The organism is Pseudomonas sp. VS40, assembly GCF_018587885.1.
GTDB lineage: Bacteria > Pseudomonadota > Gammaproteobacteria > Pseudomonadales > Pseudomonadaceae > Aquipseudomonas > Aquipseudomonas pergaminensis.
Window position 1 is genome coordinate 591,074 of record NZ_JAGYWD010000004.1, and the last position, 26,361, is coordinate 617,434.

Here is a 26,361-nt window from a genome sequence, read left to right on the forward strand (position 1 = left end):
GAGCCTCCTGGGCTTCTTCACTGATTGCCCTTGAATACTCAGTATTCGTGCCAACTAATAAATCGTTTATTTTCAATGATTTAAATTAATTGTAGTCAGTATGACTTCCTGCACCTTATAGTCACAAAGACTACAAGGAGTCATTATGACTGCACAATCACTGCTCACCACCCTGCTGCCCCTGGTCGCCGACCTGTCCCGCGAGCTGCCCGAAGGCGAGCGGTACCGCCGCCTGCTGCAAGCCATGCGCGCCCTGCTGCCCTGCGATGCCGCCGCGCTGCTGCGCCTGGACGGTGAGTGGCTGGTGCCGCTCGCCGTGGACGGTTTGAGCGCAGACACCTTGGGCCGGCGCTTCAAGGTCAGCGAACACCCGCGGTTCGGCGTGCTGCTGAGCAGCCCCGGCCCCACGCGCTTTGACAGCGACAGCGAATTGCCCGACCCCTACGACGGTCTGGTGGATGGCCTGCATGGGCAGTTGGAAGTACACGACTGCATGGGCTGCCCGTTGTTCGTCGACGACCAGCCCTGGGGCCTGCTGACCCTGGATGCCCTCGACACCGAGCGCTTCGAACGCGTGGAACTGGACGCCCTGCAAGCCTTCGCCAGCCTCGCCGCCGCCACCGTCAACGTCGCCGAGCGCATCGAACGCCTGGCCCTGCGCGCCGAAGACGAACATCAGCGCGCCGAGATCTACCGCCAGGCCAGCGGCCAACAGCACAAGGAAATGATCGGCCAGAGCAAAAGCCACAAGCGCCTGGTGGAAGAGATCAAGCTGGTCGGCGGCAGCGACCTCACCGTGCTGATCACCGGCGAAACCGGAGTGGGCAAAGAGCTGGTCGCACAGGCCATCCATGCCGCATCGGCCCGTGCGGACAAACCATTGATCAGCCTCAACTGCGCCGCCCTGCCGGAAACCCTGGTGGAGAGCGAATTGTTCGGCCACGTGCGCGGCGCCTTTACGGGCGCCTTGAACGAACGCCGTGGCAAGTTCGAACTGGCCAATGGCGGTACCCTGTTCCTCGATGAAGTGGGCGAGCTGTCGCTGACCGTGCAAGCCAAGCTGCTGCGGGTGCTGCAAAGCGGCCAGTTGCAGCGCTTGGGGTCGGACAAGGAGCACCAGGTGGACGTGCGCCTGATTGCCGCCACCAACCGCGACCTCGCCGACGAAGTGCGCAATGGTCGCTATCGCGCCGACTTCTACCACCGCCTCAGCGTGTACCCGCTGCAAGTGCCGGCGCTGCGTGAGCGCGGGCGCGATGTGTTGCTGCTGGCCGGTTTCTTTCTCGAACAGAACCGTTCACGCATGGGCCTGGGCAGCCTGCGCCTGACCAGCGAAGCCCAGGCGGCACTGCTGGCCTATAACTGGCCGGGCAATGTGCGGGAGCTGGAACATTTGATCGGACGCAGCGCACTCAAAGCCCTGGGAAACTGTCGCGAACGTCCGAAGATTCTGAGCCTGAACGCCCAGGACCTGGACCTGCCCGATGTCAGCGCGCCGGTGCTCGACGAACCGTTCGATGCGGTGCCCAGCGTGACCGGCGACCTGCGCCAGGCCACCGAACACTATCAACGCCAGATCATCAGTGCCTGCCTGGAACGCCACCAGCACAACTGGGCCAGCGCCGCGCGTGAACTCGGGCTGGACCGCGCCAACCTGGGCCGCATGGCCAAGCGCCTCGGAATGAAGTAGTAAGATCAACCCAATCGAAATGTGGCAGCTGGCTTGCCTGCGATAGCGGTGAACCCGTGACAGATAAGCCGGCTGGCACACCGCCATCGCAGGCAAGCCAGCTCCCACACTAGACAGCCTTCGCGTTGAAAACCGGGCTCGTAACCTTGGGCTTACGAAACACCAACACATTCCCCAACATCACCAACACCAACCCCGCCAGCGCCGGTGCGGTCCACTGGTACCCTTCGGCAAACGCCGAGACGTTCAGCGCTACAACCGGGAACAGCACCGTGCAATACGCTGCCCGCTCCGGCCCCATGCGCCCGACGAGCGTCAGGTACGCGGTAAAGCCAATCACCGACCCCGGAATCACCAGGTACCACAGCGCACCGAGGTAGCGCGCGCTCCAGTCCATCTCAAACGGAATACCGCGCACCAGGCAGTAAGTCGCCAGCATCAGCGCCCCATACAACATGCCCCAGGCATTGGTGGTCAGCGGCTTGAGCCCGGCCTTCTGCTGCAGGCTTGAGAGCATATTGCCGGCCGAGAAACACATAGTCCCCAGCAATGCCAAACCCAAGCCGAGCAGGGTCTGCGGACTGGCGGTGTGCCCGGCCAGCTCCGGCCAGAACAGCAGGCCCAAGCCCGCCAAGCCCAGGCCGCCGCCCATCAACACATTGCGCGCCACGCGCTGGCCGAAAAACACCCGGGCGTTCAGCGCGTTCCACAAGGTCGCCGTGGAAAACACCACTGCCACAAGGCCGCTGGGGATCCACTGGCTCGCGGTGAGAAAGCACATGAAGTTGACGCAGAACAGGCACAAGCCCTGGGCCAGGCAGATCAGGTGCCCGCGTCGGTTCATCAGCTGCAACTTGCGGCTGAGCAGCAACAGCACAAACAGCACCAGCGCCGCCAGGCCGAAGCGATAGACGATGGACACAGGAATCGCCACCACGCCCAATTGCCACTTGAGGGCAATCCAGGTGGTGCCCCAGATCAGCACGGTGAGTAAATACAAGGAAAGGTTCATAGCGGGCTCCATCGATTGAGCCACAGTGTGCCTCCCAACCCAGGGCGCGCTCTTGCACAATCTTGCGCTTTTGTCGGGTGGTGGGCTCACAGCGCCAGCCGCGGGGAGTAGGATGCAAGCGTCGGAGAGTACGAACCATGCCTGATCTGGAATCCCTGCAAGTCTTCCAAGCCCTTAACCGCTCGCCCAACGCACGCCTCGAAGCCTGTGCCGAGCTCGGTGATGGCTTGTCTGCGGCCTTGTGGAGCAACCACCACGACTCGCAGGACTACCAGGCGCCGACGCACCACACTTTGTCGTGCTACATCGGCGGCGGCACCGGCACGTTCCGGCGCGATCAGCCCGGCACCAAGGGCGGCCCCGACAAGTTGTGCATCCTGCCAGCCGAGCATCGGTCGGCTTGGGTGATCAACGGCGAGATCCGCCTGGCCCACGTGTATTTCAGCCCGGAGCAATTTGCCCTGGGTTGCGTCACCCTGCTCGACCGCGAACCACGCACTCTGCAACTGCGTGAAAGCACCTTCCTGGAAGACGCCCGCCAGGCCCGGCGCTTTCACCAGTTGATCGCGCTGAACTGGCACGAGCCCGCCGAGCGCCTGCTGACCAGCAGCCTGGCCCATGAAATGCTCAGCCATACCTTGCTCAGCCAAGTCGGTGCCCGCGAAGGACTGCGCCTCAAAGGCGGGCTGGCGGCGCACCAGCGGCGGCTGTTGGTGGAGTACATCGACCAGCACCTGGAAGACCCGATCAGCCTGGGTCAACTGGCCGGGATGTGTGCGCTGTCGGAATACCATTTCGCGCGGATGTTCCGCCAAAGCTTCGGCCTGCCGCCCCATCAGTACTTGCTGGCACGCCGCCTCACCCGCGCCCAGGCCCTGTTGCGCAGGGGTGCCCTGCCCTTGAATGAGATCGCCTTGATGTGCGGTTTCTCCAGCGCCAGCCACTTCACCCACCGCTTCCGCCAAGCCATGGGCGCGACACCCGGCGAGTATCGCCAGGCGTTCTGCGCTTAGGTCATCAGCCCCAGGGTCTTGGCCTTGGCCACCGCTTGCGTGCGCCGCTCCACGCCCAGCTTGCTGTGGATGCGCCGCGCGTGGGTCTTGACCGTGTGCAGGGAGATAAACAGGCGGTCGGCAATTTCCAGGTTGGAGTTGCCGAGGGCGATCAACTGCAGCACTTCCAGCTCACGCTGGCTCAGGGGGTTCTCCACGGTGCCTGGCGTGGACGCCTGGGGCTCCATGCCCAGTTCACTCAGTAACCCCGGCGAGCGCAACCGCAACTCGCGGATCGCCTGTTGCACCTGGCAGCGCGCCGCCAGCTCCAGCCCGGTTTGCAACGATCGACGCGCCAGAACAGGGTCACCGACTTGCCAGGCGACCTCACCGAGGACCAGGTGCAGCTCGGTTTCCAGGCAGAGCATGCCGCGCTGGTGAGTGGTTTCCAGCAACGCCGTGAGCCGTGCCACGGGTTGATCGGCGCAGCCCAGTTTTACTTCCGCCAGCACCAGCAGGTATTCCAAGCGCGGGATCAGCTCCAGGGTGGCCGGCGGCGCCTGCTTCGCCTGGGGCCCACGGAAGTGGCGAAGCACACGCCGCACCGCTTCCACCGTCAGTTCGGCGCGGCCCTGCTGCAGCCAGAAGTGCCCGCTGACCAGCAGCAACACCGCCCGGTACACCGTGTCGGGCACTTGGCGTTGCTGCATCAAGCGTTCGGCCTCGCGCAATTGCACAAAGGCCTGGGCGTAATCACCCCGGTTGGCGGCCAGCAGCGCCAGGCCGAGAAACCCGTAGAGCACGCGTTTGTCCTGGCTGTGCAGGCACATAGCCAAGCCGGTCTCGAAACAGTCGGCGGCCAGGTTGTCTTGGCCCTGGCGCAACGCCAGATGCCCGCGCCGCAAGGCGATGCGCCCGACCAACGGCCCAGCCGTGAGCCGCTGCTTGAGCAGCATCGCCTGTACGTTTTCCAGCAGGCTTTGCGCCCGATAAGGGGCGCCGCGCTGCTCCAGCAATTGCGCATGGTCCAGTTCAAGCAGCGCCTCAAGCAGCAGCGAGCCATGGGCTCGCGCGAGGCACAACGCTTCACGGCTCAGGGCCTGGGCGACATCCAGCTCGCCGCGCAGCAAGGCTTGCTGAGTCAGGCCCGACAGGCACATCAGCCGCGAGGTCCAGGCGCTGTCGGGCAAAGCGTGCAGTGCTTCAAGAAAATGTTCGCGAGAACGCTCGGCATCGCCGCCCAGGTGCAGCAGCCAACCCCACTGTGCCTGCCAGCGCGCCAGCAGGTAGCGCTGCTGCGCCGCCGTCGGTTGCGGGGCGAACCGCGCCAGTTGGTCGATGCATTGCGCGGCCTGGTCGAAGCGCCCGGCGAACAGCAACGCCGCCGTCACCAGCCCCACCAGTTGCGCCGAACCGAGCATCAATTCATCGCCATGCTGATCATGCAGGCGCAACAGCAGCACCGCATTCTGCTGGCGGAACAGGTCCTCGAAACTGAAATGCTGCAACAGGCTCACGGCCACTTCATATTCTTCGGCCAGCAACGCGTGCTCAAACGCGGCCTGCCAGTCCTGTTCGGTGGTGAACCATTGGCAGGCCCGTCGGTGCCAGGAGCGCTTGGCCGGCCAGGGCTCATCCCGCAGCAATCGGCCCAGCGGTGCAAAGACCTGTAGCCAGTCGGTGTCCTCCCAGGGCTGGATGAACGCGCCGAGGGCCTGCAGATCGCGCAGGTACTGGTCACCGTCGCCAAAACCGAACAGGTGCTCACACAGCCCTGGGTTGAAGCGCGACAGATGGGCCAGCACGCGCCAGGCTTCGGCCAATTCGGGGGGCAAGGTGCTGAACAGCTCGTGCTGCAAATAATCGAGCAAGGTCTTTTCCGGGTGGGCATCGCCGAGCAAGGCAATGCGCGCACCCGCACACCAGCCGGCACTGAACTGCAACACGCTGTCGACGGTTTGCCCCGGCGCGTGGATGAGCAGTTGCTGGATCTCGGCCGGGGTGAACGCCAGGTCGGCGCCGCACTCCAGCAGTTCATCGTCCAGCAGCAACCGAGGCCAGTTGCACAAGGGGCGCCGCCGCGCGCCCAGCCACCAGGTCAATGCCGGGCTGCCAAGGGTGAGCAGGCGGTCGAGCAAGGCATCGGTGTCGGGCGTGGGCAAGCGGCAGAAGTCATCGAGAAACAACCACGCCGGGGTCTGCCAGCGCGCAAGGTCCGCCAGCAGTGTTGCTTCGTCGGTGAACGTCAAGCCGAGACTCTGTGCCAGGCGCTGGCAGAAATCGCTCGGGCTCAGGGCCGCACCATTGAGCGGCAACCAGTACACCTGGCACCCCGCTGGCGCCTGCAATGCGCATTCGGCCAGCAACGCACTCTTGCCGCTGCCACCCGGCGCGCAGAGCAATTTGACCCTGGCCGGCGCCGCCAGCAAAGGCTCGGCCAGGCGTGGGCGCAGCAGATGGTGGGCGGACAGCCGAGGCATGAATCCAGGACGGTCCAGGCAGCGTGTCATGGCGGTCATTGCTGCATCCTGCGTTCTTATTGTTATGCAACCTGACGCCTACCCTAGTCCTGTGGTTGGCGGTTGTTGAAGAAGTATTCAGCGGGGTGATTGATGGGCATAAAATTCAAGGCATTCACAATCCAATGTGGGAGCGGGCTTGCTCGCGAAAACGGTGGATCAGTCTAGGAATTCGGTGACTGACACGCCGCATTCGCGAGCAAGCCCGCTCCCACATTGGAGTTGCATTTCATATCGGGATTGCATTTCACATCGGGGTCAGCGCACGCCTTCGGCCCTCAACGCAGCCGGCGTGTAGTCCGCCGCCTTGGCATTGAAACCGAACACAAAACTGCTTTTCTCCTCGTTCTTCATGCCCAGCGCGATGTAGCGTCCGGCGATGATGTCGTACAGGGTTTCCACGGTATAAGCCGGGGTCTGGTGGTTGTAGTAGAACTGCGCATGCCCCTCCGCCACCCGCCACAGTTGGCCACGGCCATCGTAGTGGTCCACCAGCGCCACCTGCCAGCTGTCTTCGTCGATGTAAATGTGGCGCTTGGCGTAGATATGCCGCTCGCTCGGCTTGACCGTGCCCACCACTTCCCACACGCGGTGCAGCTCATAGCGGGTCAGGTCCTGGTTGATGTGCCCGGCCTTGATGATGTCGTCGTACTTGAGCGTCGGCTGGTCGAGCTTGTAGCTGTTGTAGGGAATGTACATCTCCTTCTTGCCCACCAGCTTCCAGTCGTAACGGTCCGGGGCGCCGGAGAACATGTCGAAGTTGTCGGACGTGCGCAAGCCATCGGACGCGGTACCCGGCCCGTCATACGCCACCTGCGGCGCCCGGCGTACGCGGCGCTGCCCGGCGTTGTAGATCCACGCCAGGCGCGGCTCCTTCACTTGGTCGAGGGTTTCATGCACCAGCAGCACGTTGCCGGCCAAACGCGCCGGTGCGGTCACCGACTGCTTGAAGAAGGTCAGCACGTTTGCCGCCTTGGCCGGGTCCATGTCGGGGATCAGTTGCGGCACGGCCACTTCTTCCTCGAAGCGGATCGGCGTGTAGCTGCCGTTGGTCTGCGGAGTGGCCTGTGTGATGATGCGGCGCAGGTTGCCGCCGTGATAACGGGTGATGTGGTTCCACAGCACTTCCACGCCATTCTTAGGGATCGGGAACGCGTAGTAGCGGTTGCCGGTGAAGTTCTCCAGGCCGTTGCCGTCGTTGATCGGCTTGACGTTCAGCGCGCTGCGCTTGATCGATTCGTAGATTTCCGGCGGCAGGTTGACCGTACGGTGGGTCGGGTACACCGGGATCTTGTAGGTCTCGGGGTAGCGCTTGAACATCGCCACCTGGCCATCGGAGAGTTTGTCCTTGTACTTGTCGACGGTGGCGGCGGTGATCACGAACAGCGGTTTTTCACTGGCAAACGGGTCGGCCAGGAAGCCCTTGCTGTCCACCGCGCCGGCGTTCTTCGGGATGCCGCCGGTCCAGGCCGGAATCGAACCGTCGGCGTTGCCGGCTTTTTCGGCGCCTACCGGGGTCAGCGTGGTGCCGAGCTTGGCGGCCTCCTCCGGTGACACGGCAGCCATCACGTTGACCGCCAACAGGCTGAGGGCCATTACCGCAAATATCTTACGCATAGAGTCTTGTCCTTCTTTAAGCCAGATCAGAAGTTCACGCCGAAGCTGAGGGCGAGGAAGTCGCGGTCGGTCAGGGTGTTGTAGTCGCCGCCAAAAAAGTCGGTGTAGCTGAGGCTGGCGGTGTAGGTGTTGCGGTAGTCCGCGTCGACACCCGCGCTGATGGCCTTGGCGCCCTTGTTGAACAGGCCGTTGGGGCCATAGCCGGCGACGTCATGGGACCAGGACAGGTTAGGCTTGAGGTTGATCCCGGCAATCACGTTGTTGTAGTCCAGGATCGCCCGCGCGCGGTAGCCCCAGGAGGTGGAGGTGACGAAACCGTCGGTGTCACCCTGGAAACCATAGGCGCCATACACCGAGTCGCGGCCGTAGCGCAGTTTGGATTTATCCTCCAGGCCTGCGACGTGCACGATGGCCGCTTCACCGACCACCGTCAGGCGCTCGGCGCCCAGGACCTGGTCGAAGAACTGGGTCATGGAGCTTTGGATCTGGGTGATTTCTTTACGGCGATAGCCTTTGTTGTCGTCGCCGAAGTTGCTGCGGATGGGTGAGGCCAGTTGGCCGGCGACGGGGTTGATCAGGGCCAGGGTCAAATCGGTGGTATTGAGTTGCACCGGGGCATTGGGCCGGTAGCTGATCTCACCGGTCCACGCGGTGCCGGTGGGCAAGGTGGTGGAGAAGCTGGCACCGAACAGGCGGATATCTTCCGGATAGTCGAGGTAATACTGGCCGCGGCCGAGCATCAGGCTTTGTACCAGGCCCGCGCCGGAGCCCGGCGCCAGGCCGTTGGCGGTACCGGCGATCGCGCCGAGCGTGGCCAGGCTGGTGTTGTTGGTGATGGTACCCACCGTCGGCGTGCGGCTGTGGTAGTTCATGAAGTACAGGCCGTACTCGGTGTCGTCCCCCAACCAGCGCAACGCGGCGCCGAACTGACCGGAATCACGCGCGTCGCGGTCGCCGGCGCGGCGTACGATCACCCCTTCATTGGTCACGCCAAACCCTTGGCCAAATGCCGCCGCCACCGGTTGCAAGGGGGCAATCGCCGGGTTGCCCACGGTGTAGTTATTGGTGCACCCGTCCGCCGCCACATCGCCGCCGAAGAAGGTGCCGCAGTTATCCAGCACCGTCTGGTCCCATTCCAACTGGTAGAAACCTTCTACCGTCAGTTGGTTGGTGAGGCTCTGGGACGCGAACAGCATGTTGACCGGGATCAGCCCTTCCTTGATCTCGGCACCCGGACGGCGGAACGCAGACACGTCGATCGGGTTGATGCTGTTGATGGAGTTACCGATGAAGGTACTTTCGCCCCAGCTCACTACCTGCTTGCCCGCACGCACAGTGCCCGGCAGATCACCCAGCGAGTAGTTGTGATACACGAATGCATCGAGGATCTGCGCACCGCTGGATTTGGCGCCTTCCTTGCGGTTGTGGTCGCTGATCGGTTTGAACTCGCGGTCTTCGTCCTTCAGTTCGAAGTCGTACCAGTACTTGCCCCGCACGAACACGCCCGTGTCGCCGTACTTCAGCTCAAGGTCGTGCAGCCCCTTGAAGATCTTGGAGAAGGTCTCGCCCTTTTTGAAGTTCAAGCGCCCGTCATCACCGGTAGACGCCTGGCCGGTACCGCCGTTGACGGTGCCCACCAACTTCTTGTCGGCATCGCGCATGCCCCAGCTCGCGCCCACCGACAGCGAGGAATCGAATTGCCCTTCGATCTCGCCAATGTTGAATGAAACAGCCTGTGCCTGGGCACAGCATCCCAACGCAACCGCAGCGGCCAGCGCCTGTGGCCTGAAGATGGCGCGCATTGTTGTTCTTGTCATGCGTCTTCCCCGGTGAGTGACAGAAGGCCCCACCCTACTGCCGCCCATCAGGAGCGATAAGCGCACCAAGGAGGGATTCGTGTTGTCGCTCGAAAGGATGACAAGCCGCTCTGGCCGGGGTCTGGACGCAGGCATGCATCGGGTGGATGGCGGGTTATCAGGAGAATGGATAGCGGGCCAAGTCACTGTTGCTGATTCGGCAACAGTCCTTGTCATGAATCGGCATTACTCATCTTGTTACAAGCGGCTATTCTTACCGGGCTTTCAGGGCAAACGGCCCGCTTCCCCAACCGGAAGGAAAGCCTTTTTCAGATGGATTGATGCCTGTTTTCAATCTGTTACCGGTGTTCACTGACGTTGATTTATCGCTCCTTGATCCAACGTCTTACTTCAGCCGCTGCGTTTGCAGCGGCTTTTTTTTGCCCGGAATAAAACGGGGCGCCATCAGCGCCCCGTGGGATTCAAGCTTTTTCAGGCAACGATCACAGGCTGTACTTCTGCAAATTGGCCATCATCTCCTTCAACGCCTCGATGTTGTCCTTGGGGTGGGCCGCACCGTCGAAGTCGCAAATCTGCTGCCAGTGTGCCGCCACATCTTCTGGCGAGAAGCCGGCCTCCGGGTCAAAGCCCACGCCCAGGCTGCGCTCCCAACGGGTCTTGCCGATCCAGCCGCCGCCCACTTCAAACAGCCCCGAGGTTTCCTGGCACGCGTCGCTGCCCAGGTACACCACCAAGGGACTGACCAGCTCCGGCTTGAGGCGCTCGAACACTTGCGGTGGGATCAGGCCTTCGGTCATGCGCGTGCCGCCTGTTGGCGCGATGGCGTTGACCAGGATGTTGTTCTTGCGTCCTTCCAGCGCGAGGGTGCGGGTGAGGCCGTACAGGCCAAGCTTGGCCATGCCGTAGTTGGACTGGCCGAAGTTGCCGTAGATGCCCGAGGTCGACGCGGTAAAGATCACCCGGCCGTAGCCTTGCTCGCGCAGATGGGGCCAGGCGGCGCGGGTGACTTTGTAGGCGCCTTCGACATGCACCCGGTAAACCAGGTCCCAGTCGCTGTCTTCCATTTTGTGGAAGGTCTTGTCGCGCAGGATGCCAGCGTTATTGACCACCACATCGATTCGGCCGAAAGCATCGAGGGCGTTCTGCACGATCTTGTCACCGTCGGTGACAGAGTCATGGTTGGCCTCGGCGATACCGCCCGCTTCACGGATCTCGGCCACCACCCGGTCGGCGGCGGAGGCGTTGGCGCCTTCGCCCTGGGTGGAGCCCCCCAGATCGTTGACCAGTACTTTGGCGCCATGCTTAGCGAACAACAGCGCATGGGCCCGGCCCAATCCGCCGCCGGCACCGGTGACGATCACGACCTTATCCTGGAACTGCACTGACTCACTCATACCGAACTCCAATGGCGACAATGGGAATAGGTCGAGTGTCAGGCACGGGGGCCAGGGTCACAATAACCACGATTGAGCCTGAATAGTGCTCGATAAGGCAGAGGGATGATCATGGAGGAGCGGGCTTGCCTGCGATGCAAGCGCCTAGGTCTTTCAGTTGAAGCGCAGCGATGCTATCGCAGGCAAGCCAACTCCAACACCGGGCCAGCAAGACGCTCGCGAAACGCCAGGTAGTGCTTGAGCACCTGCACCGGCGCCTCGATCTGCGGGTAGTGGCCGATATTGGCCAGCAACACCGTGTCGGCGTGGGGCACCAACTCGTGATAACGCTGGACCATGTGGGCGCCGGAAATCGGGTCGAGCTCGCCATCGATCACCCGCAGCGGTACTTCACCCTGCTGCATCGCGTACACCCATCGCTCACGCAGGCGCCGACGCTGGGGGATATAGGCGATGAGCTTGTGCAGGATGCGCGTGCCTTCGTGGCAATCGATCAAGCTCCAGAAATCATCCAGCGCGCTTTCGCTGGGGCGAGTGGTGGGGCCGAAAATCTGATTGAAGCTGTTCGCCAGGGCGTTGCGCCCGAATGCGCGGCCGATCATCCAGCCCAGTGGGCTGAGCAAGAGCTTTTGCACCAGGGCCGGGCGATGGGTTTCGGGGAACAGCCCACCGTTGAGAAACACACAGCTGGCCATGTGGAAGCGACCTTCATAGTGCCGGGCCAGCAGTTCCTGGGCGACGCTGTCGCCATAGTCATGAGCCAGCACATGCACTGGCTGCTCCACGCGCAGGTGCTCCAGCAGCGCCTGTTGCAGATCCGCCTGTTCCAGCAGGCAGTAACCATGGTCCAGGGGTTTGGCCGAATCGCCAAAGCCGAGCATGTCGCAGGCGATCACCAGGTTGCGCTGGGCCAGGGGCTGCCACAGGTAATGCCAGTCCCAGCTGGCCGTGGGGAAGCCATGGATCAACAGCAACGGTTCACCCTGCCCCGCCACCCAGTAGCGGATGGTGCGACCGTTGAAGTCGAACGTCTGGCTGCGTTTGCGCCAGACACTCAGCGGGATCTCGGCGAGTGGCATCAGCTTCTATACCCAGGGTCTTGAGCGTCCAATGTGCGCAGCAACGCCGGCCAGGCCAGCGCGCCCCCCATACCTTGTGCGCTCTTCGTGACAGCCGCCACCATCGCCTTGGCACCGGCGAGAATCTGCGGCCCGATGGCGATTAATTCGGCACCGCCGTTTTGCGCCAGCACCTGGATATCGCAGGCACGCTGGAAGGTAAACATCATCAAGAAGGTGTCGGCGATGGTGCTGCCACAGGTCAGCAGGCCGTGGTTGTGCAGCATCAGGAAGTTGTTTTCACCCAGGTCGGCCTGCAGGCGGGCCTTCTCTTCGTGGTTCAGCGCCACGCCTTCGTAGGCGTGATAGGCCAGGCTCGACAGTACGAATATCGATTGCTGGCTGATCGGCAACACGCCCTGCTTCTGAGCCGCCACCGCAACACCGGCGGCGGTGTGGGTATGCAGCACGCAGTTCACGTCGTGACGCACTTCGTGGATGGCGCTGTGGATGGTGTAGCCCGCAGGGTTGATCTCGTAGGGGCTGTCCATCAGCTTGTTGCCGGCCTGGTCGACCTTGACCAGGCTCGACGCCGTGATCTCATGGAACATCAGCCCATACGGGTTGATCAGGAAGTCATCAGTGCCCGGCACCTTGGCCGAGATATGGGTGAAGATCAGGTCATCCCAACCGTGCATCGCCACCAGGCGATAGCAGGCTGCCAGGTCGACGCGGGTTTGCCATTCGGCGGCGCTGACCTGATCTTTGACATTCTGTGGCGATAGAACGGTAGCTAGGCTCACGGCAATGACCTCCTTGGCGCACTTTGTTATTGTTTTTTTGAGTGAAGGGCCAGTCTAGTCAGACCGCGAGGCCGCCGGAGTTGCCTTGGCAGCCAGCTTGATGACCGTACGAGTCAGCGTTGAGAATAGTTGAAATCCGCACAAACGGCGTCAGAGAAGTGCCGCCAATAAAGGCGCAGCGAACAGGTTGAGCAAGCCGGTCAGGACCATCACCAAACCGGCGACCGAGCCCTCTTCGCCACCCACCTCATGGGCGCGACTCACGCCGGCACCGTGGGCCCCCACGCCGAACAGCGCGCCGCGTGCAAGCGGGGTGCGCAGTGGCAGCCACTTGAGCAGCACACCGCCAAGCATGGCGCCGAACACACCGGTGAACATGACGAAAACGGCAGTCAATTCCGGCACGCCGCCAAGGTCGGAAGACACCGGCATGGCGAACGGTGTGGTGATGGAGCGCGGCACCAGGGACATGGTCACCGAGCTGTCCAGGGCCAGGGCCTTGGCCAAGCCGAACGAGGTGGCAATGGACGCCGCGCTGCCCGCGACCATCCCCAGCAACAACGCCGACCAGTGCCGCGCCAGCAAGCGGCGTTGCTGCCAGATCGGCACGGCAAACGCCACGGTCACCGGGCCCAGCACCAGCATCAGCCAGTGGGTGTCGGCGGAATACTCGGCGTAAGCGGTGTTCATCGGCACAGCCACCGCCAGCAACAGCATCGGTACGAGGATCAACGGCGACAGCAGGTAACGCCCGGTGCGGCGATAGATCCAGCGGCTAAAGATGTAGGCGCCCAGAGTGAGAGCGAGCCAGAACACCGGCATCAGCTCAAGTTTCATGGCGCAGCCTCCAGCGGCACACCAGTTCCACGGTGAACGCCGTGACCAGCATCACCGCCAGGGTGCTCACGCCAATGACCAGCAGGATCCGCCAGCCGTCGTTGCGTAGCAGGCCGCCGTAGTCCAGCAGGCTCATCAACGCAGGGATAAAGAACAGCAGCATCTCGGCCATCAACACACCCGCCCCCAATTGCAGGGCTGCCGGTTTGACCAGGCCACTGGCGAAGGTTGCCAGCAGCAAGCCCAAGCCCACCACTCCGCCCGGCACCGGCCATGCCAGCCATGTCGCCAGTTGGCAGCCGAGCAGGTAAATGGCCAACAGCACGACCAGTTCAATCATCAGACGGGTGAAACGTTTCATGGGCTTTGGGTCCTCGCAGGCCTTCATTTTAAAGAGGCCTGGCCCATCCCCACAGCGAATTGTTAGACTGCCAGCTATTCCAATCTGGAATTCAAGCCGTGGAATTCAAGCAACTGCGCAGTTTTGTCGAAGTCATCCACCGGGGTGGCTTCACCCAGGCCGGGAAAACCCTGCACATCAGCCAGTCCGCCGTCAGCAAGCAAGTGGCCCAGCTGGAACAAAGCCTCGGCACGCCGCTGCTGGAGCGCACGGGATCGCAGGTCCGCCTGACCGCCACCGGCGAGGTGGTGCTGCAGCGAGCCGAAGCCATGCTGCGCCTGCAGAGCGAATTGCTCAGTGAGTTGGATGATATGCAGCAACTAACCCGTGGCGAGTTGCGCCTGGGCTTGCCGCTCCTGGCGGGCGATACATTGTTCGCCGGGCTGTTTGCCGAGTACCGCAGGCGCTACCCGAAGGTCACTATCCAGTTGCTGGAAGGCGGCAGCCGCACGATTGAACACGCGATTCTCAATGGGGAGTTGGATGTGGGCGGCTGCCTGATGTCCAGTGACCCGGCATTCGCCCGGCAGGCCTTCTGTGATGAACCACTCGACGCCCTGCTGCCGATGGATCACCCCCTGGCGCACAACGCACAGGTGCGCCTGGAAGAACTGGCGGACACACCGTTCCTGATGTACCAACGCAGCTTTGTGCTCAATGACCGGTTGATCCAGGCCTGCCAGCAGGTGGGCTTTACCCCGAGGGAGATCGGCCGCAGTGGCCAGGCTGACTTTCTCGCCGCGCTGGTTGCGGCCGGCCAGGGCGTAGTGCTGCTGCCCAGCGTGGTCGCCCGCGGGCTGGTGCGACCGGGTGTGGTGCGCCTCACTTTGAAGGCGCCCGATTACCTGCGCTGGGACATTGCATTTACCTGGCGTGAGGGCGCCTATCTGTCGAAAGCCGCCCAGGCCTGGCTGGCGTTGTTGCGCGAGTTTCCGGTCAGCCGCGCAGTGCAGTGACCAGCTCGGCCAGCCACGGTTCGGCGTCGGTTTCCGGGGTGACACTTTCACTGGCGTCCAGGCGCAGCATCGGCAGCACTTCGCGCACGCCCAGCTCGGCAAACAGCTCGCGCATTTGCTCGCCGCCGCCGCAGAAGGTGTCGCCATAGCTGGCGTCGCCCAGGCCGATCACCGCACCCGGCAGGCCACGCCAGGCGGCGGGCAGTTGGTCGCGAAGGGTGGAGTACAGCGGTTGCAGGTTGTCGGGGAGTTCGCCCATGCCGGTGGTGGAGGTCACTGCCAGAAATGCATCCGGCGCAAACGCCTGTACATCCGCCAGGCTGGCGCGAGCGTTGTGCCACGCCTCGAAACCGGCGGCATTGAGAATATCGGCAGCGTGGCGAGCGACTTCTTCAGCAGTGCCGTAGACCGAGCCGGAAAGGATGGCGACTTTCATCAATCTGATCCTGTAGTTGAGCGAAAGCGTGGGATATTAGCAGCTCGACCGCCCCCTACAAAAAAACGTCACGCCCGATGGAAACATTGCCACGGTGCCTTAGACTTGCGGCACCTCAAATGGATGGATCCACCTGCATGATTAACGCCCAATTGATGCAAATGGTCATCGACGCCTCGAATGACGGCATCGTTATCGCCGAACGGGAAGGCAGGGAACTGCCGCTGATCTATGTCAATCCGGCCTTCGAGCGGATGACCGGCTATACGCGTGACGAAATTCTGTACCAGGATTGCCGTTTCCTGCAGGCCGGTGACCGCGACCAACCCGCCCTGATCGCCATTCGCGAAGCCCTCAGCGCCGGCGCCAGTTGCCGCGAAACCTTGCGCAACTACCGCAAGGACGGCACGCATTTCTGGAATGAGCTGTCGCTGTCCACCACTTACAACCCGGCGGACAAACAGACGTACTTCGTTGGCGTGCAAAAAGATGTGACGGTTCAGGTCAAAGCCCAGCAGCGTGTGGTGCAACTGGAGGCGCAAGTCGCGGAGCTCAAGGCCGAACTGGCGGCGCTCAAAGCGACGAGTGGATCTAACAAAAATTAGAAAAAATAGTCATTAAGAGGATAATGGCGTTTTAATGCCTACCCGCCCCGTTGAGCAAGCCCCATGCAACGCGATGCACTCCTGACGCAGGACGAGCTGGATTTCATCCAGACCATGCAGCACAACCCGCAATTGAACCTGCGTGATGCGTCGTCGAGCTTGACGGTCAACGGCGGGGCGCAGATTCGTGACCTCCTCACTCGCTTGGCTGCCCACGACCACGTCACCATCCAGGCACAGTTCGACAACCAGCAACTCACCTTCCCGCTGCACCTGGTGGAAGATGAGTTTCATGCCGTTCACCTGCGCCTGGGCGTGCCGAGTATTTTCGAAGACGGGCCGATGATCCGCCCGTGGCGACTGGCGCTCGAAACGCCAGTGGCCCTGGAAAATATCAAGGGCAACCCGGGCGCGCTGTGGGTGCATGAGGTGTCGTTCAAGGGTGTGCTGGTCGAGATTCGCGGCCGGATCAAGCCACCGAAAACCTTTTCCCTATGGTTCAGCCCTTCGGGTTACGAACGCATCGCGGTGCGCGGAACCTTCGAACGGGAAACCGCACGCGGCCTGTTCGCTTATCGGCTCAGCCAGGGCGATGCCGATGAAACCGAGCGCCTGCGCCAGTTCATCCTGCACCAGCACCGCCTGGCCCACCCTGAAGTGCACACCTGAAATCAGGTATCCAAGCCGCCGCTCAGGAATTGCTGCAAGCGGCGCTGCATCAGCCGCCCCTCATTGCCCAGGCAGCCGATTGACGAACCGGCGAGGCTGTCCTGCGCCAAGTCCGCGGCATCACCGGCCAGCAGCAAGGGGCAATCGAGGGTCAGCGCCAGCCGCTTGAGCCGCAACGGCAGCTCACTGCCGGGGGCGCGATTGGAAAACAGCACCAAGGCTTGCGGTTGGGTCTTCTCGCAGACCAGTGTCAGTTCATCAAAGGGCTGGCCCACACCCAGGAGCTTGACGGCAAGTTTTTCACCCGTCAGCAGCAGGCCCGCGACCAACAGCTCCAGCTCGCGACATTCTCCGGCAATGGCTGCCAGCAGAACCCGTGGCAGCGGCGTGGCGGCGATCACCTGCAGCCGTTGCGCGGTGCGCGAGCGCAGGAAGTTATCGAAAAACAACCACTCGCTGGCCTGGCCGAAGCGCCCTTGATGACGCAACAACGATTGCCAGAGCGGCATGAGAATGTCTTGAAAGACCACGGCAAGCGGATAGGCAGAAAAAATCTGGCCGTACAGCCGGTCCAGTTGGCGGTCATCGAAGGCGCTGATTGCACTGCGCAATTGCCCGTGCCACTGAGCCCACTCCAAGCCGTCTCCAGGAGCCGTACCGGTTTCGCCGAGCGGCTCGCCGCGCGCGAGGATCTTGCCGACTTTGCTCACTGCAACGCCGCGTTCGATCCAGTCGAGAATACGGTGCACCGTGTCGATATCGGTGCGCGAATACAACCGGTGCCCGCTTTCGGTGCGGATAGGCTGGATGAGGCCGTAGCGCCGCTCCCAGGCACGCAAGGTGACCGGGTTGACGCCCGTCAGCCGAGCGACTTCGCGAATCGGCAAAAGGTCATCGGAAACAGCAACGCGGTCAGGGGTCATTTCGCGCTGCAGAGCAATAGTTTCGGGCATCAGAGGTCAAGAACATCCGTGTCGATTTGGAGCCTATTTAACGCTTATTCGGTCGAGCGATTCAAGCCGCGCGGCGAACCGACAGAAGTGTCTGGCGTATTTCAATAAAACAGGAATAATCCTTGCCTGCTTTTTCAAGGCGCAGCCGCATCACCCCGCGGCTGCACCTGGTGCCGTACCTACCCGGTCACGTGCCCCCCTTTATTTGGAGATACACAATGTCTACCTCTCCCGTCACCTTGATGGTTGCGCGTCGCGTGGCCAAAGGGCGCTACGAAGAACTGATGGCCTGGCTGCGCGAAGGCGAGCAATTGGCCACGGACTTTCCCGGCTACCTGGGTTCAGGCGTCCTGGCACCGCCGCCCAATGATGATGAATTCCAGATCATTTTCCGCTTCGCCGATGAAAAGACCCTGCATGCCTGGGAGTTTTCCGCCTCCCGCAGCGCGTGGCTGAGCCGTGGCAGCGATCTGTTTGCCGACCCGTCGGAGCACCGCGTACGTGGCATCGATGGCTGGTTCGGCGCGGTAGGCGCGCGTCCGCCACGCTGGAAACAGGCCGTGGCGATCTGGTTGGCGTTTTTCCCGGTGTCGCTGCTGTTCAACTTTGTGCTGAACCCACTGCTCAGCGAACTGGACCTGGCGCCGCGCGTGCTGGTCAGCACCCTGGCGCTCACGCCTTTGATGGTTTACTGGTTCATCCCGCTGTCGACCCATCTGTTGGCAAACTGGCTGCATCCAGCTCCGGCACCGCGCAAGGCTACCGAAGCCGCAGCGTGAATACAGGGGCGGCCGCGCGCTGGTATAGTTTCAATCTGCCAGCGACGCGAGCCTCCCATGACTGCAACAACCGCCCCGATCCTGATCACCGGCGCCGGCCAGCGTGTCGGCCTGCATTGCGCCATGCGCCTGCTGGACGACGGTCACCCGGTGATTTTCAGCTACCGCAGCGAACGCCCCGGCGTGCAGGCCTTGCGCGAACGCGGTGCGATCGGTGTGTTTGGCGACTTCTCCAGCGAAGCCGGGATTCTCGCGTTTATTGCTGAGCTGAACACCCATGCGCAAAGCCTGCGTGCGATCATCCATAATGCCTCCGCCTGGATTGCGGAAACGTCCGACGAGCACAGCCACGCTTTTACCGACATGTTCAGCGTGCACATGCTTGCGCCGTACTTGATCAACCTGCATTGTTCACCTTTGCTGCAACGCTCTTCACCCGCCGACATCGTGCACATCAGCGATGACGTGGTGCGCAAGGGCAGCCGCCAGCACATCGCCTATTGCGCCACCAAAGCCGGGCTCGACAGCCTCACGTTGTCGTTTGCCGCGCAGTTCGCGCCGCTGATAAAGGTCAACGGCATCGCCCCGGCGATGGTGATGTTCAACGACGGCGACGACGCAGCCTACCGCGCCAAGGTGCTGGCCAAGTCGGCACTGGGCATCGAGCCCGGGCCCGAGGTGATCTACCAGAGTGTGCGTTACCTGCTGGATAACCCTTATGTCACCGGTACCACCCTGACCGTCAACGGCGGGCGGCATATCAAGTAAGCCGTTTTGAGGATGTTGTATGACCTTATCCCTGCCCCACCACTACCGCGAGATCCTCAAGGGCTTGGGCGAAGACCCCGAGCGCGAAGGCTTGCTCGATACGCCCAAGCGCGCCGCCAAGGCCATGCAATACCTGTGTCATGGCTACGAGCAGAACCTGGAAGAGATCGTCAACGGCGCATTGTTTGCCTCTGACAACGACGAGATGGTGATCCTCAAGGACATCGAGTTGTACTCGCTGTGCGAACACCACTTGCTGCCCTTTATCGGCAAGGCCCACGTGGCCTATATTCCGACCGGCAAGGTCCTGGGCCTGTCGAAGCTGGCGCGCATTGTCGACATGTTCGCCCGCCGCCTGCAGATCCAGGAAAACCTCACGCGGCAGATCGCCGACGCCATCCAGGACGTGACCCAGGCGGCTGGCGTGGCAGTCGTCATCGAAGCCAAGCACATGTGCATGATGATGCGCGGCGTGGAAAAACAGAATTCAACCATGAACACCTCGGTGATGCTCGGCGCGTTCCGCGAGTCGAACACCACGCGCATGGAGTTCCTGCAACTGATCGGACGGAGCAAGTAGCAATGTCACAACTTCAACCAGGCATGGCGCGCATCCGGGTCAAGGACCTGTGCCTGCGTACCTACATCGGCATCAACGAGGACGAGATCCTCAACAAGCAGGATGTGCTGATCAACCTGACCATCCTGTATGCCGCCCAGGAAGCCGTACGCGACAATGACATTGATCATGCGCTGAACTACCGCACCATCACCAAGGCAATCATCGCCCACGTCGAGGGCAACCGCTTTGCCCTGCTGGAGCGCCTGACCCAGGAACTGCTGGACCTGGTGATGAGCAATGAGTCGGTGCTGTACGCCGAGGTCGAAGTGGACAAGCCCCATGCGCTGCGCTTTGCCGAGTCGGTTTCGATTACCCTGGCGGCCAGCCGCTAACCCCTGAATTGTCAGTGAGCCCTATGAACGACCAACAACGCCTCGAACTTGAAGCCGCCGCCTTCCGCCGGCTGGTGGCGCATCTGGACAGCCGCAAGGATGTGCAGAACATCGACCTGATGAACCTCTCGGGCTTCTGCCGCAACTGCTTGTCCAAGTGGTACAAGGCCGAGGCCGACGAGCGCCAGATCGAGCTAAGCCTCGATGACGCCCGTGAAGTGGTGTACGGCATGCCCTACGCCGAGTGGAAAGCCCAATACCAGAAAGAAGCCAGCGCCGACCAACAGGCCGCGTTCGCCAAAGGAAAAACCCATGACTGATTTGAACACCCTGCGCGCCAGCCTCAACAGCGGCGAACATGTTTTTGCCGATACGCTGGCGTTTGTTGCTGCAGGTTATGAGTACCAGCCCCAAGCCTTCACCAATGGCAACGTGGAAAACGCGGCTGGGCAGAACGAGGGTTCGTGCAAGACCCTGGGCCTGGCGCTGCTGGAAGGCCTGAGCGACCAGGAAGCACTGCTGGCGTTTGGTGAGCATTACCGTTCGGTGGTGGCGACGCCTGAGGGCAGTGATCACGGCAACATCCGTGCGCTGATCGCCCATGGGTTGGCCGGTGTGAAGTTCAGCGCACAGCCCCTGACCCGCTGCTGATTTAACTTGTAAACCCGGTCACTGTGGGAGCCGGGCTTGCCCGCGATAGCGGTGGTAACTGACACACCGCTATCGCAGGCAAGCCAGCTCCCACAGGGGTTGGGTTAACACTTCATGACCTGGGTGTTAGTTAAATTGCGGACATAAAAAAACCGGCCTCTCAGCCGGTTTTTTTATTTCAACAGGTTCAGAACGAAGCGTTCTGCAGGCCGTCGAGGTAACGCTCGGCATCCAGTGCCGCCATGCAACCGGCGCCGGCCGAAGTGATGGCCTGGCGGTAGACGTGGTCGGCCACGTCACCGGCAGCGAAGATACCTTCGATGTTGGTGGCAGTGGCGTTGCCTTCACGGCCTCCCTGCACCACCAGGTAACCGTCTTTGGCTTCCAGCACGCCTTCGAACAGCGAGGTGTTCGGGGTGTGGCCGATGGCGATGAACACGCCGTCGACTTTCAGCTCGTCGAAGCTGCCGTCGTTGTTCTTCAGGCGCGCACCGGTCACGCCCATGTTGTCGCCCAGGACTTCGTCCAGGGTGGCGTTGAGCTTGAGGATGATCTTGCCCTCAGCGACACGGGCGTGCAGCTTGTCGATCAGGATCTTTTCGGCGCGGAAGGTCTCGCGACGGTGGACCAGGGTCACGGTGCTGGCGATGTTGGCCAGGTACAGGGCCTCTTCCACGGCGGTGTTGCCACCACCGACCACGGCAACCGGCTTGTTGCGGTAGAAGAAACCGTCGCAGGTCGCGCAGGCGGAAACGCCTTTGCCCATGAATGCTTCTTCCGACGGCAGGCCCAGATAACGGGCGCTGGCGCCGGTGGCGATGATCAACGCATCACAGGTGTACACGCCGCTGTCGCCGGTGAGGCTGTAAGGCTTCTTGGAGAAGTCGACCTTGTTGATGTGGTCAAACACGATCTCGGTTTCAAAACGCTCGGCGTGCTCTTTCATGCGTTCCATCAACACCGGGCCGGTCAGGCCGTGGACGTCGCCCGGCCAGTTGTCGACTTCCGTGGTGGTGGTCAACTGACCGCCCGCCTGCATGCCGGTAATCAGCAGCGGCTTGAGGTTGGCTCGGGCAGCGTAGACGGCAGCGCTGTAACCGGCAGGGCCGGAACCGAGAATAATCACTCGCGAATGACGGGTATCAGACATGACTCACTCCTATCGACCGCCCGGACTACAAGGCGGCTGGAATAAAAAAGGGACTACGAAGCACTTGGGGAAGGCTTGAACTCGCAGGCCCTGAAAAATAATGGGTGCAGCGTATCGAGGGGGGCAAGATTAAGGAAATACGGAATAACAATCCAGCTCATAGGTGGTCTCTATGCAGTCGGTCCAGTTGATCGACGCGTTTGTTACCGTTGATGTCGCCGCTTTCGTCTCCGATACAAAGTCGGTAAGGTCGGCGCGTTCGTCCCTCTGCTCGGAGTTCTCCATGCCCGCCCCCGCTCTTTCCGGCCCGCAATACCTGCGTGAAGGCCTCAAACTGGTGCTGAGCCCCGGCCTGCGCCTGTTCGTGCTGCTGCCGCTGGCGATCAACCTGGTGCTGTTCGTCGGCTTGATCTATTTCGCCGGCCATCAGTTCAGCCTGTGGGTCGATCATTTGATGCCGACGCTGCCGAGCTGGCTGAGCTTTCTGAATTACCTGCTGTGGCCACTGTTTGTGGTGTTGGTGGTGCTGATGGTGTTTTTCACCTTCACCATGCTAGCCAATATTATCGCGGCGCCCTTCAACGGTTTTCTTTCAGAGAAAGTCGAGGTGGTGGTGCGAGGCACCGATGACTTCCCGGCCTTCAGTTGGGGTGAGTTGATCGCCATGGTCCCCCGCACCCTGGCGCGGGAAATGCGCAAGCTCGGCTACTTCCTGCCACGGGCCATCGGCCTGTTTATCCTGTCGTTCATTCCGGTGGTCAACCTGATCGCTGCGCCGCTGTGGCTGTTGTTTGGCGTGTGGATGATGGCGATCCAGTACATCGACTACCCGGCGGATAACCACAAGCTGGGTTGGAACGAAATGCTCGCCTGGCTGCGCCAGAAACGCTGGCAGAGCATGAGCTTCGGCGGGATTGTTTACCTGGTGTTGCTGGTGCCGGTGGTCAACCTGCTGATGATGCCAGCGGCGGTGGCCGGGGCCACGTTGTTCTGGGTGCGCGAACAAGGTGCCGAGGCGATGGCACAGCAGCAAAAGATAACCCAGTCATAAATCCATCATCTCGATGACACAATGACGACATGGCCCACGGCGACACTGTGGGTCATGACGACAGCCTCGCTTCACATCACCCTCATTACCGAAACCTTCCCGCCAGAGATCAACGGGGTGGCCAATACCCTTGGTCGCCTGTGCGAGGGGTTACGGGCGCGTGGCCATCAAGTTGAGCTGGTTCGCCCGCGCCAGGGTGTCGACCAGAGCCGCCCCAGCGACGACGCGTTATTGCTATGCCGTGGCTGGCCGCTACCGGGATATCCTGGCCTGCAGTGGGGGCAGTCGTCGATGCACAAGTTACTGCGGCGCTGGACGCGTCAGCGTCCGGACGTGCTGTACATCGCCACTGAAGGGCCCTTGGGCTTGTCTGCCCTGCGTGCGGCCCGGCGCCTGGGGATCAGTGTGGTCAGCGGTTTTCACACCAACTTCCAGCAGTACTCGAACCAATATGGCATGAGCATGCTGAGCCGGATGGTTACTCACTATCTGCGCTGGTTCCATAACCGCTCGACCCTGACCCTGGTACCCAGTGCCAGCCAACGCCTGGAGTTGGAACGCAAGCATTTCGAGCGTCTGGGCATGTTGTCGCGCGGGGTGGACAGCCAATTGTTCCACCCCGCCAAACGCGACAATGCGCTGCGGGAACGTTGGGCACTGAACAGTGAGCAAACCGCCGTGCTCTATGTGGGCCGACTGGCGCAGGAGAAAAACCTGGGGTTGCTCAAGCGCTGCTTCGAGACCTTGCAGGACACCTATCCCCTGCGCCAGATGAAACTCATCATCGTGGGTGATGGCCCGCAGCGAGCGACGCTGGAGAAGGAACTGCCGGAGGCGATTTTCTGCGGCACCTTGCGTGGAGAGGAACTGGCGCGGCATTACGCCTCGGGCGATGTGTTCCTGTTCCCCAGCCTGACTGAAACCTTCGGCAACGTGGTGCTGGAAGCGATGGCATCGGGGTTGGGCGTGGTGGCCTATGACCAGGCCGCCGCGACCCAGCATATCCGCCACGGCTACAACGGCGTGCTGGCGATGCCGGGTGACGAAGGTGCTTTCTGCGATGCCGCCAACTGGCTGCTGGAAGACGCCGAAAGCCTGCGCCGCATGCGGCTCAATGCCCGGCAACATGCCAGCCGGCAAGGCTGGCCGGCGATTATCGAGCAGTTTGAGCAGCAGTTACGAGGTGTGTGCCAAGGAGAGTTCGTTGCTTCGCCGTTACCATCTACACACTGATCCGTCGACAGCGCCAGTCGTCCGCTTCACCTCTCAGCGGCTACAACCGACGGTTTACGTGACAGCAATTCGGAATAGGCAATAGGCATTGTCGGAATCGCCGCTATCAAACAGCATATGTCGGGAACGCCGCTCAGATTATGACCACCCATAACACACCTGCCTGGTGAAGGTGGGTACCCCATAATCTGAAAGAGATTTTTATGTCGACACACATCAACGGAGCAGCGGCTCACAGCAATTGGCACTTCAGCACTCCGGCAGCTACGGGCAATCCACTGCAAGCGTCCGAGGCAAACCACCCGCAACAGTGGCATCGCCCGCGCCCATCCCGGCCGGATTACCAACATACCCAGCCAGCCTGGAATCGTCCGCACCGGCCACAACCGAACTACCAGCACACCCAGCCAGGCTGGAATACACCTCACCGGCCAAAACCGGACTACCAGCACACCCAGCCAGGCTGGAATACACCCCATCGGCCACAACCGGACTACCAGCACACTCAGCCAGGCTGGAATGATCCCTACCCACGTCAACCGGATTACGACTATGCACAACCCGGTAGGGACTATCTGCAGACCACATCAAGGCCTGTACCGACACAGCCCGACTATGATGACGTCTACCGGACGCCCTATGCCGAGCGACGGTCTCTACAACCACGCCACCGCTTGAGCAACCGCTGAAATAAAGGGCCGGGTATCGACATACCCGGCCCATCTCCAGCGCCCAACGGGCCTTATCAGACCAACGTGGTCAACGCCTCACGGCTGAACGGCAGGATGTCGCCCTCGCGGCCTTCGCGCACCTTCAACGCCCAATCCGGGTCCACCAACAGGGCACGGCCCACGGCCACCAAGTCAAACTCGTCGTTATTCAAACGCTCCAGCAGTTTTTCCAGGCTGGCCGGCTGCGCGACCTTGTCGGTATTGACCATGAACTGCAGGAACTCACCATCCAGGCCAACGCTGCCCACGGTGATAGTCGGTTTGCCGGTGAGTTGACGGGTCCAGCCAGCCAGGTTGAGGTTGGAGCCTTCGAATTCCGGCTCCCAGAAACGACGGGTGGAGCAGTGGAAAATGTCCACGCCCGCGTCAGACAACGGCTTGAGAAACTCTCCAAGCGCCTCGGGGGTTTGCACCAGGCGCGCGGTGTAGTCCTGCTGTTTCCACTGGGAGAAACGGAAAATAATCGGGAAGTCCGGGCCGACCGCGGCACGGGTAGCCTGGATCAGCTCGATGGCAAAGCGCGAACGGTTGGCCAGGCCGCCGCCGTATTCGTCGGTACGCTGGTTGCTGCCTTCCCAGAAGAACTGGTCGACCAGATAGCCGTGGGCGCCGTGGATCTCCACGCCGTCCATGCCAATGCGCTGGGCGTCCTTGGCGGCTTGGGCGAAGGCGTTGATGACCTCCTTGATGTCTTGCTGGGTCATGCCATGCACGACCACGTTACCGTCCTTGAGCTTCTCCATCGGACCGTAGGCCGGCACGCTGGCGTCAGGCTCGGTGCCGATGCGACGTACGCTGCCCACGTGCCAAAGCTGTGGAACGATCTTGCCGCCTTCGGCATGCACGGCGTCGACCACCTTTTTCCAGCCGGCCAGCGCGGCCTCACCGTAAAAGTGCGGGACATTGGGGTAGCCATTTGAGGCCTGGTGGCCGACCACCGTGCCTTCAGTGATGATCAGGCCCACGCCTGCGGCGGCGCGGCGACGGTAGTACTCGATCACTTTGGAATTGGGCACGCCGCCAGGGGAGAACGAGCGGGTCATCGGCGCCATGACAACGCGGGTCGACAGTTGCAATGCACCGAGCTGAAAGGGTTTGAACAAGGCTTGGACGGGCATGGGAGCACTCCACGGAAGACGGGATTTATGACGTGGATAATATGGGGAGCGCAAAGCGCTGGGTAGCACTATTGATCTGGGTGATTAAGGGGTAAAAGTGGCACAACCTGTTGCCGCTAACCTGTAGTGAGCGGGCTTGCCCCGCGCTGGGTGGCGAAGCCGCCCCAG

General features: G+C 61.8%; 26 protein-coding genes. 13 read left to right on the forward strand and 13 right to left on the reverse strand.

Annotated features, from left to right (window positions below; genetic code table 11):
• Nucleotides 1–145: 145 nt before the first annotated feature.
• On the forward strand, nucleotides 146–1,690 hold the full coding sequence (gene norR, locus KHP07_RS15515) for a nitric oxide reductase transcriptional regulator NorR (RefSeq protein ID WP_214497455.1): 1,545 nt from the start codon (nucleotides 146–148) through the stop codon (nucleotides 1,688–1,690).
• Nucleotides 1,691–1,799: 109 nt separating this feature from the next.
• On the opposite strand, the gene KHP07_RS15520 is transcribed toward norR, so the two are convergent.
• Nucleotides 1,800–2,702, reverse strand: a complete 903-nt coding sequence (locus tag KHP07_RS15520; RefSeq protein ID WP_078050137.1) for a DMT family transporter — start codon at nucleotides 2,700–2,702, stop codon at nucleotides 1,800–1,802.
• 137 nt (nucleotides 2,703–2,839) lie between these two features.
• Here KHP07_RS15520 and KHP07_RS15525 point away from each other — a divergent pair, with 137 nt between their 5' ends.
• On the forward strand, nucleotides 2,840–3,715 hold the full coding sequence (locus KHP07_RS15525) for a helix-turn-helix domain-containing protein (protein ID WP_078050138.1): 876 nt from the start codon (nucleotides 2,840–2,842) through the stop codon (nucleotides 3,713–3,715).
• Here KHP07_RS15525 and KHP07_RS15530 read toward each other — a convergent pair.
• From KHP07_RS15530 to KHP07_RS15565, 8 genes are all read right to left on the reverse strand, one after another.
• Nucleotides 3,712–6,213, reverse strand: a complete 2,502-nt coding sequence (locus KHP07_RS15530; protein ID WP_214497456.1) for a LuxR C-terminal-related transcriptional regulator — start codon at nucleotides 6,211–6,213, stop codon at nucleotides 3,712–3,714. The two genes, KHP07_RS15525 and KHP07_RS15530, sit on opposite strands and share 4 nt — an antisense overlap.
• 258 nt (nucleotides 6,214–6,471) lie before the next feature.
• The gene (locus tag KHP07_RS15535; protein ID WP_214497457.1) at nucleotides 6,472–7,830 is read right to left on the reverse strand and encodes a DUF1329 domain-containing protein; all 1,359 of its coding nucleotides are present in this window, start codon (nucleotides 7,828–7,830) and stop codon (nucleotides 6,472–6,474) included.
• Between the two features lie 26 nt (nucleotides 7,831–7,856).
• The gene (locus KHP07_RS15540) at nucleotides 7,857–9,647 is read right to left on the reverse strand and encodes a DUF1302 domain-containing protein (protein ID WP_078050141.1); all 1,791 of its coding nucleotides are present in this window, start codon (nucleotides 9,645–9,647) and stop codon (nucleotides 7,857–7,859) included.
• Between the two features lie 482 nt (nucleotides 9,648–10,129).
• Complete coding sequence (locus KHP07_RS15545; protein WP_078050142.1) at nucleotides 10,130–11,041, reverse strand: SDR family oxidoreductase; 912 nt, start codon at nucleotides 11,039–11,041, stop codon at nucleotides 10,130–10,132.
• A gap of 173 nt (nucleotides 11,042–11,214) precedes the next feature.
• Entirely contained in the window at nucleotides 11,215–12,120 is a 906-nt protein-coding gene (locus KHP07_RS15550; RefSeq protein WP_100492163.1) for an alpha/beta fold hydrolase, read from the reverse strand.
• On the reverse strand, nucleotides 12,120–12,902 hold the full coding sequence (locus tag KHP07_RS15555; RefSeq protein WP_214497458.1) for a class II aldolase/adducin family protein: 783 nt from the start codon (nucleotides 12,900–12,902) through the stop codon (nucleotides 12,120–12,122). Before KHP07_RS15555 ends, KHP07_RS15550 begins: the two co-directional genes overlap by 1 nt.
• Before the next feature lie 150 nt (nucleotides 12,903–13,052).
• Nucleotides 13,053–13,739, reverse strand: a complete 687-nt coding sequence (locus tag KHP07_RS15560) for an LrgB family protein (RefSeq protein WP_078050145.1) — start codon at nucleotides 13,737–13,739, stop codon at nucleotides 13,053–13,055.
• Nucleotides 13,729–14,100, reverse strand: coding sequence for a CidA/LrgA family protein (locus tag KHP07_RS15565; protein WP_099492598.1), 372 nt, complete (start codon nucleotides 14,098–14,100; stop codon nucleotides 13,729–13,731). The genes KHP07_RS15560 and KHP07_RS15565 overlap by 11 nt, the downstream gene beginning before the upstream one ends.
• A gap of 98 nt (nucleotides 14,101–14,198) precedes the next feature.
• On the opposite strand from KHP07_RS15565, the gene KHP07_RS15570 reads away from it, so the two are divergent.
• Nucleotides 14,199–15,095, forward strand: a complete 897-nt coding sequence (locus KHP07_RS15570) for a LysR family transcriptional regulator (RefSeq protein WP_214497459.1) — start codon at nucleotides 14,199–14,201, stop codon at nucleotides 15,093–15,095.
• On the opposite strand, the gene KHP07_RS15575 is transcribed toward KHP07_RS15570, so the two are convergent.
• Entirely contained in the window at nucleotides 15,076–15,531 is a 456-nt protein-coding gene (locus KHP07_RS15575; protein ID WP_078050147.1) for a flavodoxin, read from the reverse strand. The two genes, KHP07_RS15570 and KHP07_RS15575, sit on opposite strands and share 20 nt — an antisense overlap.
• Before the next feature lie 137 nt (nucleotides 15,532–15,668).
• On the opposite strand from KHP07_RS15575, the gene KHP07_RS15580 reads away from it, so the two are divergent.
• Together KHP07_RS15580 and KHP07_RS15585 are read left to right on the forward strand one after the other, a co-directional pair.
• Nucleotides 15,669–16,136, forward strand: a complete 468-nt coding sequence (locus KHP07_RS15580) for a PAS domain-containing protein (RefSeq protein ID WP_099492595.1) — start codon at nucleotides 15,669–15,671, stop codon at nucleotides 16,134–16,136.
• 63 nt (nucleotides 16,137–16,199) lie between these two features.
• Entirely contained in the window at nucleotides 16,200–16,805 is a 606-nt protein-coding gene (locus KHP07_RS15585) for a hypothetical protein (protein WP_078050149.1), read from the forward strand.
• Between the two features lie 2 nt (nucleotides 16,806–16,807).
• Here KHP07_RS15585 and KHP07_RS15590 read toward each other — a convergent pair whose 3' ends face one another.
• On the reverse strand, nucleotides 16,808–17,758 hold the full coding sequence (locus tag KHP07_RS15590) for a MerR family transcriptional regulator (protein WP_078050150.1): 951 nt from the start codon (nucleotides 17,756–17,758) through the stop codon (nucleotides 16,808–16,810).
• 218 nt (nucleotides 17,759–17,976) lie between these two features.
• On the opposite strand from KHP07_RS15590, the gene KHP07_RS15595 reads away from it, so the two are divergent.
• The 6 genes from KHP07_RS15595 to KHP07_RS15620 are packed head-to-tail and all read left to right on the forward strand — an operon-like array spanning nucleotide 17,977 to nucleotide 20,910.
• Nucleotides 17,977–18,537, forward strand: coding sequence for an antibiotic biosynthesis monooxygenase (locus tag KHP07_RS15595; protein ID WP_078050151.1), 561 nt, complete (start codon nucleotides 17,977–17,979; stop codon nucleotides 18,535–18,537).
• 57 nt (nucleotides 18,538–18,594) lie between these two features.
• Complete coding sequence (gene folM / locus KHP07_RS15600; RefSeq protein ID WP_214497460.1) at nucleotides 18,595–19,305, forward strand: dihydromonapterin reductase; 711 nt, start codon at nucleotides 18,595–18,597, stop codon at nucleotides 19,303–19,305.
• 19 nt (nucleotides 19,306–19,324) lie between these two features.
• Nucleotides 19,325–19,885: a GTP cyclohydrolase I FolE gene (gene folE, locus KHP07_RS15605; protein WP_025858052.1), complete on the forward strand. Its 561-nt coding sequence runs from the start codon at nucleotides 19,325–19,327 to the stop codon at nucleotides 19,883–19,885.
• A 2-nt stretch (nucleotides 19,886–19,887) separates the two neighbouring features.
• Entirely contained in the window at nucleotides 19,888–20,259 is a 372-nt protein-coding gene (gene folX / locus KHP07_RS15610; protein WP_214497461.1) for a dihydroneopterin triphosphate 2'-epimerase, read from the forward strand.
• A gap of 23 nt (nucleotides 20,260–20,282) precedes the next feature.
• The gene (locus tag KHP07_RS15615; RefSeq protein WP_010206472.1) at nucleotides 20,283–20,579 is read left to right on the forward strand and encodes a DUF1244 domain-containing protein; all 297 of its coding nucleotides are present in this window, start codon (nucleotides 20,283–20,285) and stop codon (nucleotides 20,577–20,579) included.
• A complete protein-coding gene (locus tag KHP07_RS15620) occupies nucleotides 20,572–20,910 on the forward strand; it encodes a HopJ type III effector protein (RefSeq protein ID WP_214497462.1) in 339 nt (112 codons plus the stop codon). The genes KHP07_RS15615 and KHP07_RS15620 overlap by 8 nt, the downstream gene beginning before the upstream one ends.
• Before the next feature lie 187 nt (nucleotides 20,911–21,097).
• Here KHP07_RS15620 and trxB read toward each other — a convergent pair whose 3' ends face one another.
• Nucleotides 21,098–22,060, reverse strand: a complete 963-nt coding sequence (gene trxB, locus KHP07_RS15625; RefSeq protein ID WP_003176041.1) for a thioredoxin-disulfide reductase — start codon at nucleotides 22,058–22,060, stop codon at nucleotides 21,098–21,100.
• Nucleotides 22,061–22,343: 283 nt separating this feature from the next.
• On the opposite strand from trxB, the gene cysZ reads away from it, so the two are divergent.
• On the forward strand, nucleotides 22,344–23,111 hold the full coding sequence (cysZ, locus tag KHP07_RS15630; RefSeq protein ID WP_028617904.1) for a sulfate transporter CysZ: 768 nt from the start codon (nucleotides 22,344–22,346) through the stop codon (nucleotides 23,109–23,111).
• Nucleotides 23,112–23,165: 54 nt separating this feature from the next.
• Nucleotides 23,166–24,344, forward strand: coding sequence for a glycosyltransferase family 4 protein (locus KHP07_RS15635; protein WP_078050155.1), 1,179 nt, complete (start codon nucleotides 23,166–23,168; stop codon nucleotides 24,342–24,344).
• A 745-nt stretch (nucleotides 24,345–25,089) separates the two neighbouring features.
• Here KHP07_RS15635 and KHP07_RS15640 read toward each other — a convergent pair.
• Nucleotides 25,090–26,193 carry an NADH:flavin oxidoreductase gene (locus KHP07_RS15640; RefSeq protein WP_214497463.1) on the reverse strand — a complete coding sequence of 368 codons (1,104 nt, stop codon included), beginning with the start codon at nucleotides 26,191–26,193 and terminating at the stop codon, nucleotides 25,090–25,092.
• Nucleotides 26,194–26,361: the final 168 nt, after the last annotated feature.

Coding starts and splice junctions, on each gene's coding strand:
- norR (WP_214497455.1), top strand. CDS start 146: ATGACTGCACAATCACTGCTCACCACCCTGCTGCCCCTGGTCGCCGAC.
- KHP07_RS15520 (WP_078050137.1), bottom strand. CDS start 2,702: ATGAACCTTTCCTTGTATTTACTCACCGTGCTGATCTGGGGCACCACC.
- KHP07_RS15525 (WP_078050138.1), top strand. CDS start 2,840: ATGCCTGATCTGGAATCCCTGCAAGTCTTCCAAGCCCTTAACCGCTCG.
- KHP07_RS15530 (WP_214497456.1), bottom strand. CDS start 6,213: ATGACCGCCATGACACGCTGCCTGGACCGTCCTGGATTCATGCCTCGG.
- KHP07_RS15535 (WP_214497457.1), bottom strand. CDS start 7,830: ATGCGTAAGATATTTGCGGTAATGGCCCTCAGCCTGTTGGCGGTCAAC.
- KHP07_RS15540 (WP_078050141.1), bottom strand. CDS start 9,647: ATGACAAGAACAACAATGCGCGCCATCTTCAGGCCACAGGCGCTGGCC.
- KHP07_RS15545 (WP_078050142.1), bottom strand. CDS start 11,041: ATGAGTGAGTCAGTGCAGTTCCAGGATAAGGTCGTGATCGTCACCGGT.
- KHP07_RS15550 (WP_100492163.1), bottom strand. CDS start 12,120: ATGCCACTCGCCGAGATCCCGCTGAGTGTCTGGCGCAAACGCAGCCAG.
- KHP07_RS15560 (WP_078050145.1), bottom strand. CDS start 13,739: ATGAAACTTGAGCTGATGCCGGTGTTCTGGCTCGCTCTCACTCTGGGC.
- KHP07_RS15565 (WP_099492598.1), bottom strand. CDS start 14,100: ATGAAACGTTTCACCCGTCTGATGATTGAACTGGTCGTGCTGTTGGCC.
- KHP07_RS15575 (WP_078050147.1), bottom strand. CDS start 15,531: ATGAAAGTCGCCATCCTTTCCGGCTCGGTCTACGGCACTGCTGAAGAA.
- KHP07_RS15580 (WP_099492595.1), top strand. CDS start 15,669: ATGATTAACGCCCAATTGATGCAAATGGTCATCGACGCCTCGAATGAC.
- KHP07_RS15585 (WP_078050149.1), top strand. CDS start 16,200: ATGCAACGCGATGCACTCCTGACGCAGGACGAGCTGGATTTCATCCAG.
- KHP07_RS15590 (WP_078050150.1), bottom strand. CDS start 17,758: ATGCCCGAAACTATTGCTCTGCAGCGCGAAATGACCCCTGACCGCGTT.
- KHP07_RS15595 (WP_078050151.1), top strand. CDS start 17,977: ATGTCTACCTCTCCCGTCACCTTGATGGTTGCGCGTCGCGTGGCCAAA.
- folM (WP_214497460.1), top strand. CDS start 18,595: ATGACTGCAACAACCGCCCCGATCCTGATCACCGGCGCCGGCCAGCGT.
- folE (WP_025858052.1), top strand. CDS start 19,325: ATGACCTTATCCCTGCCCCACCACTACCGCGAGATCCTCAAGGGCTTG.
- folX (WP_214497461.1), top strand. CDS start 19,888: ATGTCACAACTTCAACCAGGCATGGCGCGCATCCGGGTCAAGGACCTG.
- KHP07_RS15615 (WP_010206472.1), top strand. CDS start 20,283: ATGAACGACCAACAACGCCTCGAACTTGAAGCCGCCGCCTTCCGCCGG.
- KHP07_RS15620 (WP_214497462.1), top strand. CDS start 20,572: ATGACTGATTTGAACACCCTGCGCGCCAGCCTCAACAGCGGCGAACAT.
- trxB (WP_003176041.1), bottom strand. CDS start 22,060: ATGTCTGATACCCGTCATTCGCGAGTGATTATTCTCGGTTCCGGCCCT.
- cysZ (WP_028617904.1), top strand. CDS start 22,344: ATGCCCGCCCCCGCTCTTTCCGGCCCGCAATACCTGCGTGAAGGCCTC.
- KHP07_RS15635 (WP_078050155.1), top strand. CDS start 23,166: ATGACGACAGCCTCGCTTCACATCACCCTCATTACCGAAACCTTCCCG.
- KHP07_RS15640 (WP_214497463.1), bottom strand. CDS start 26,193: ATGCCCGTCCAAGCCTTGTTCAAACCCTTTCAGCTCGGTGCATTGCAA.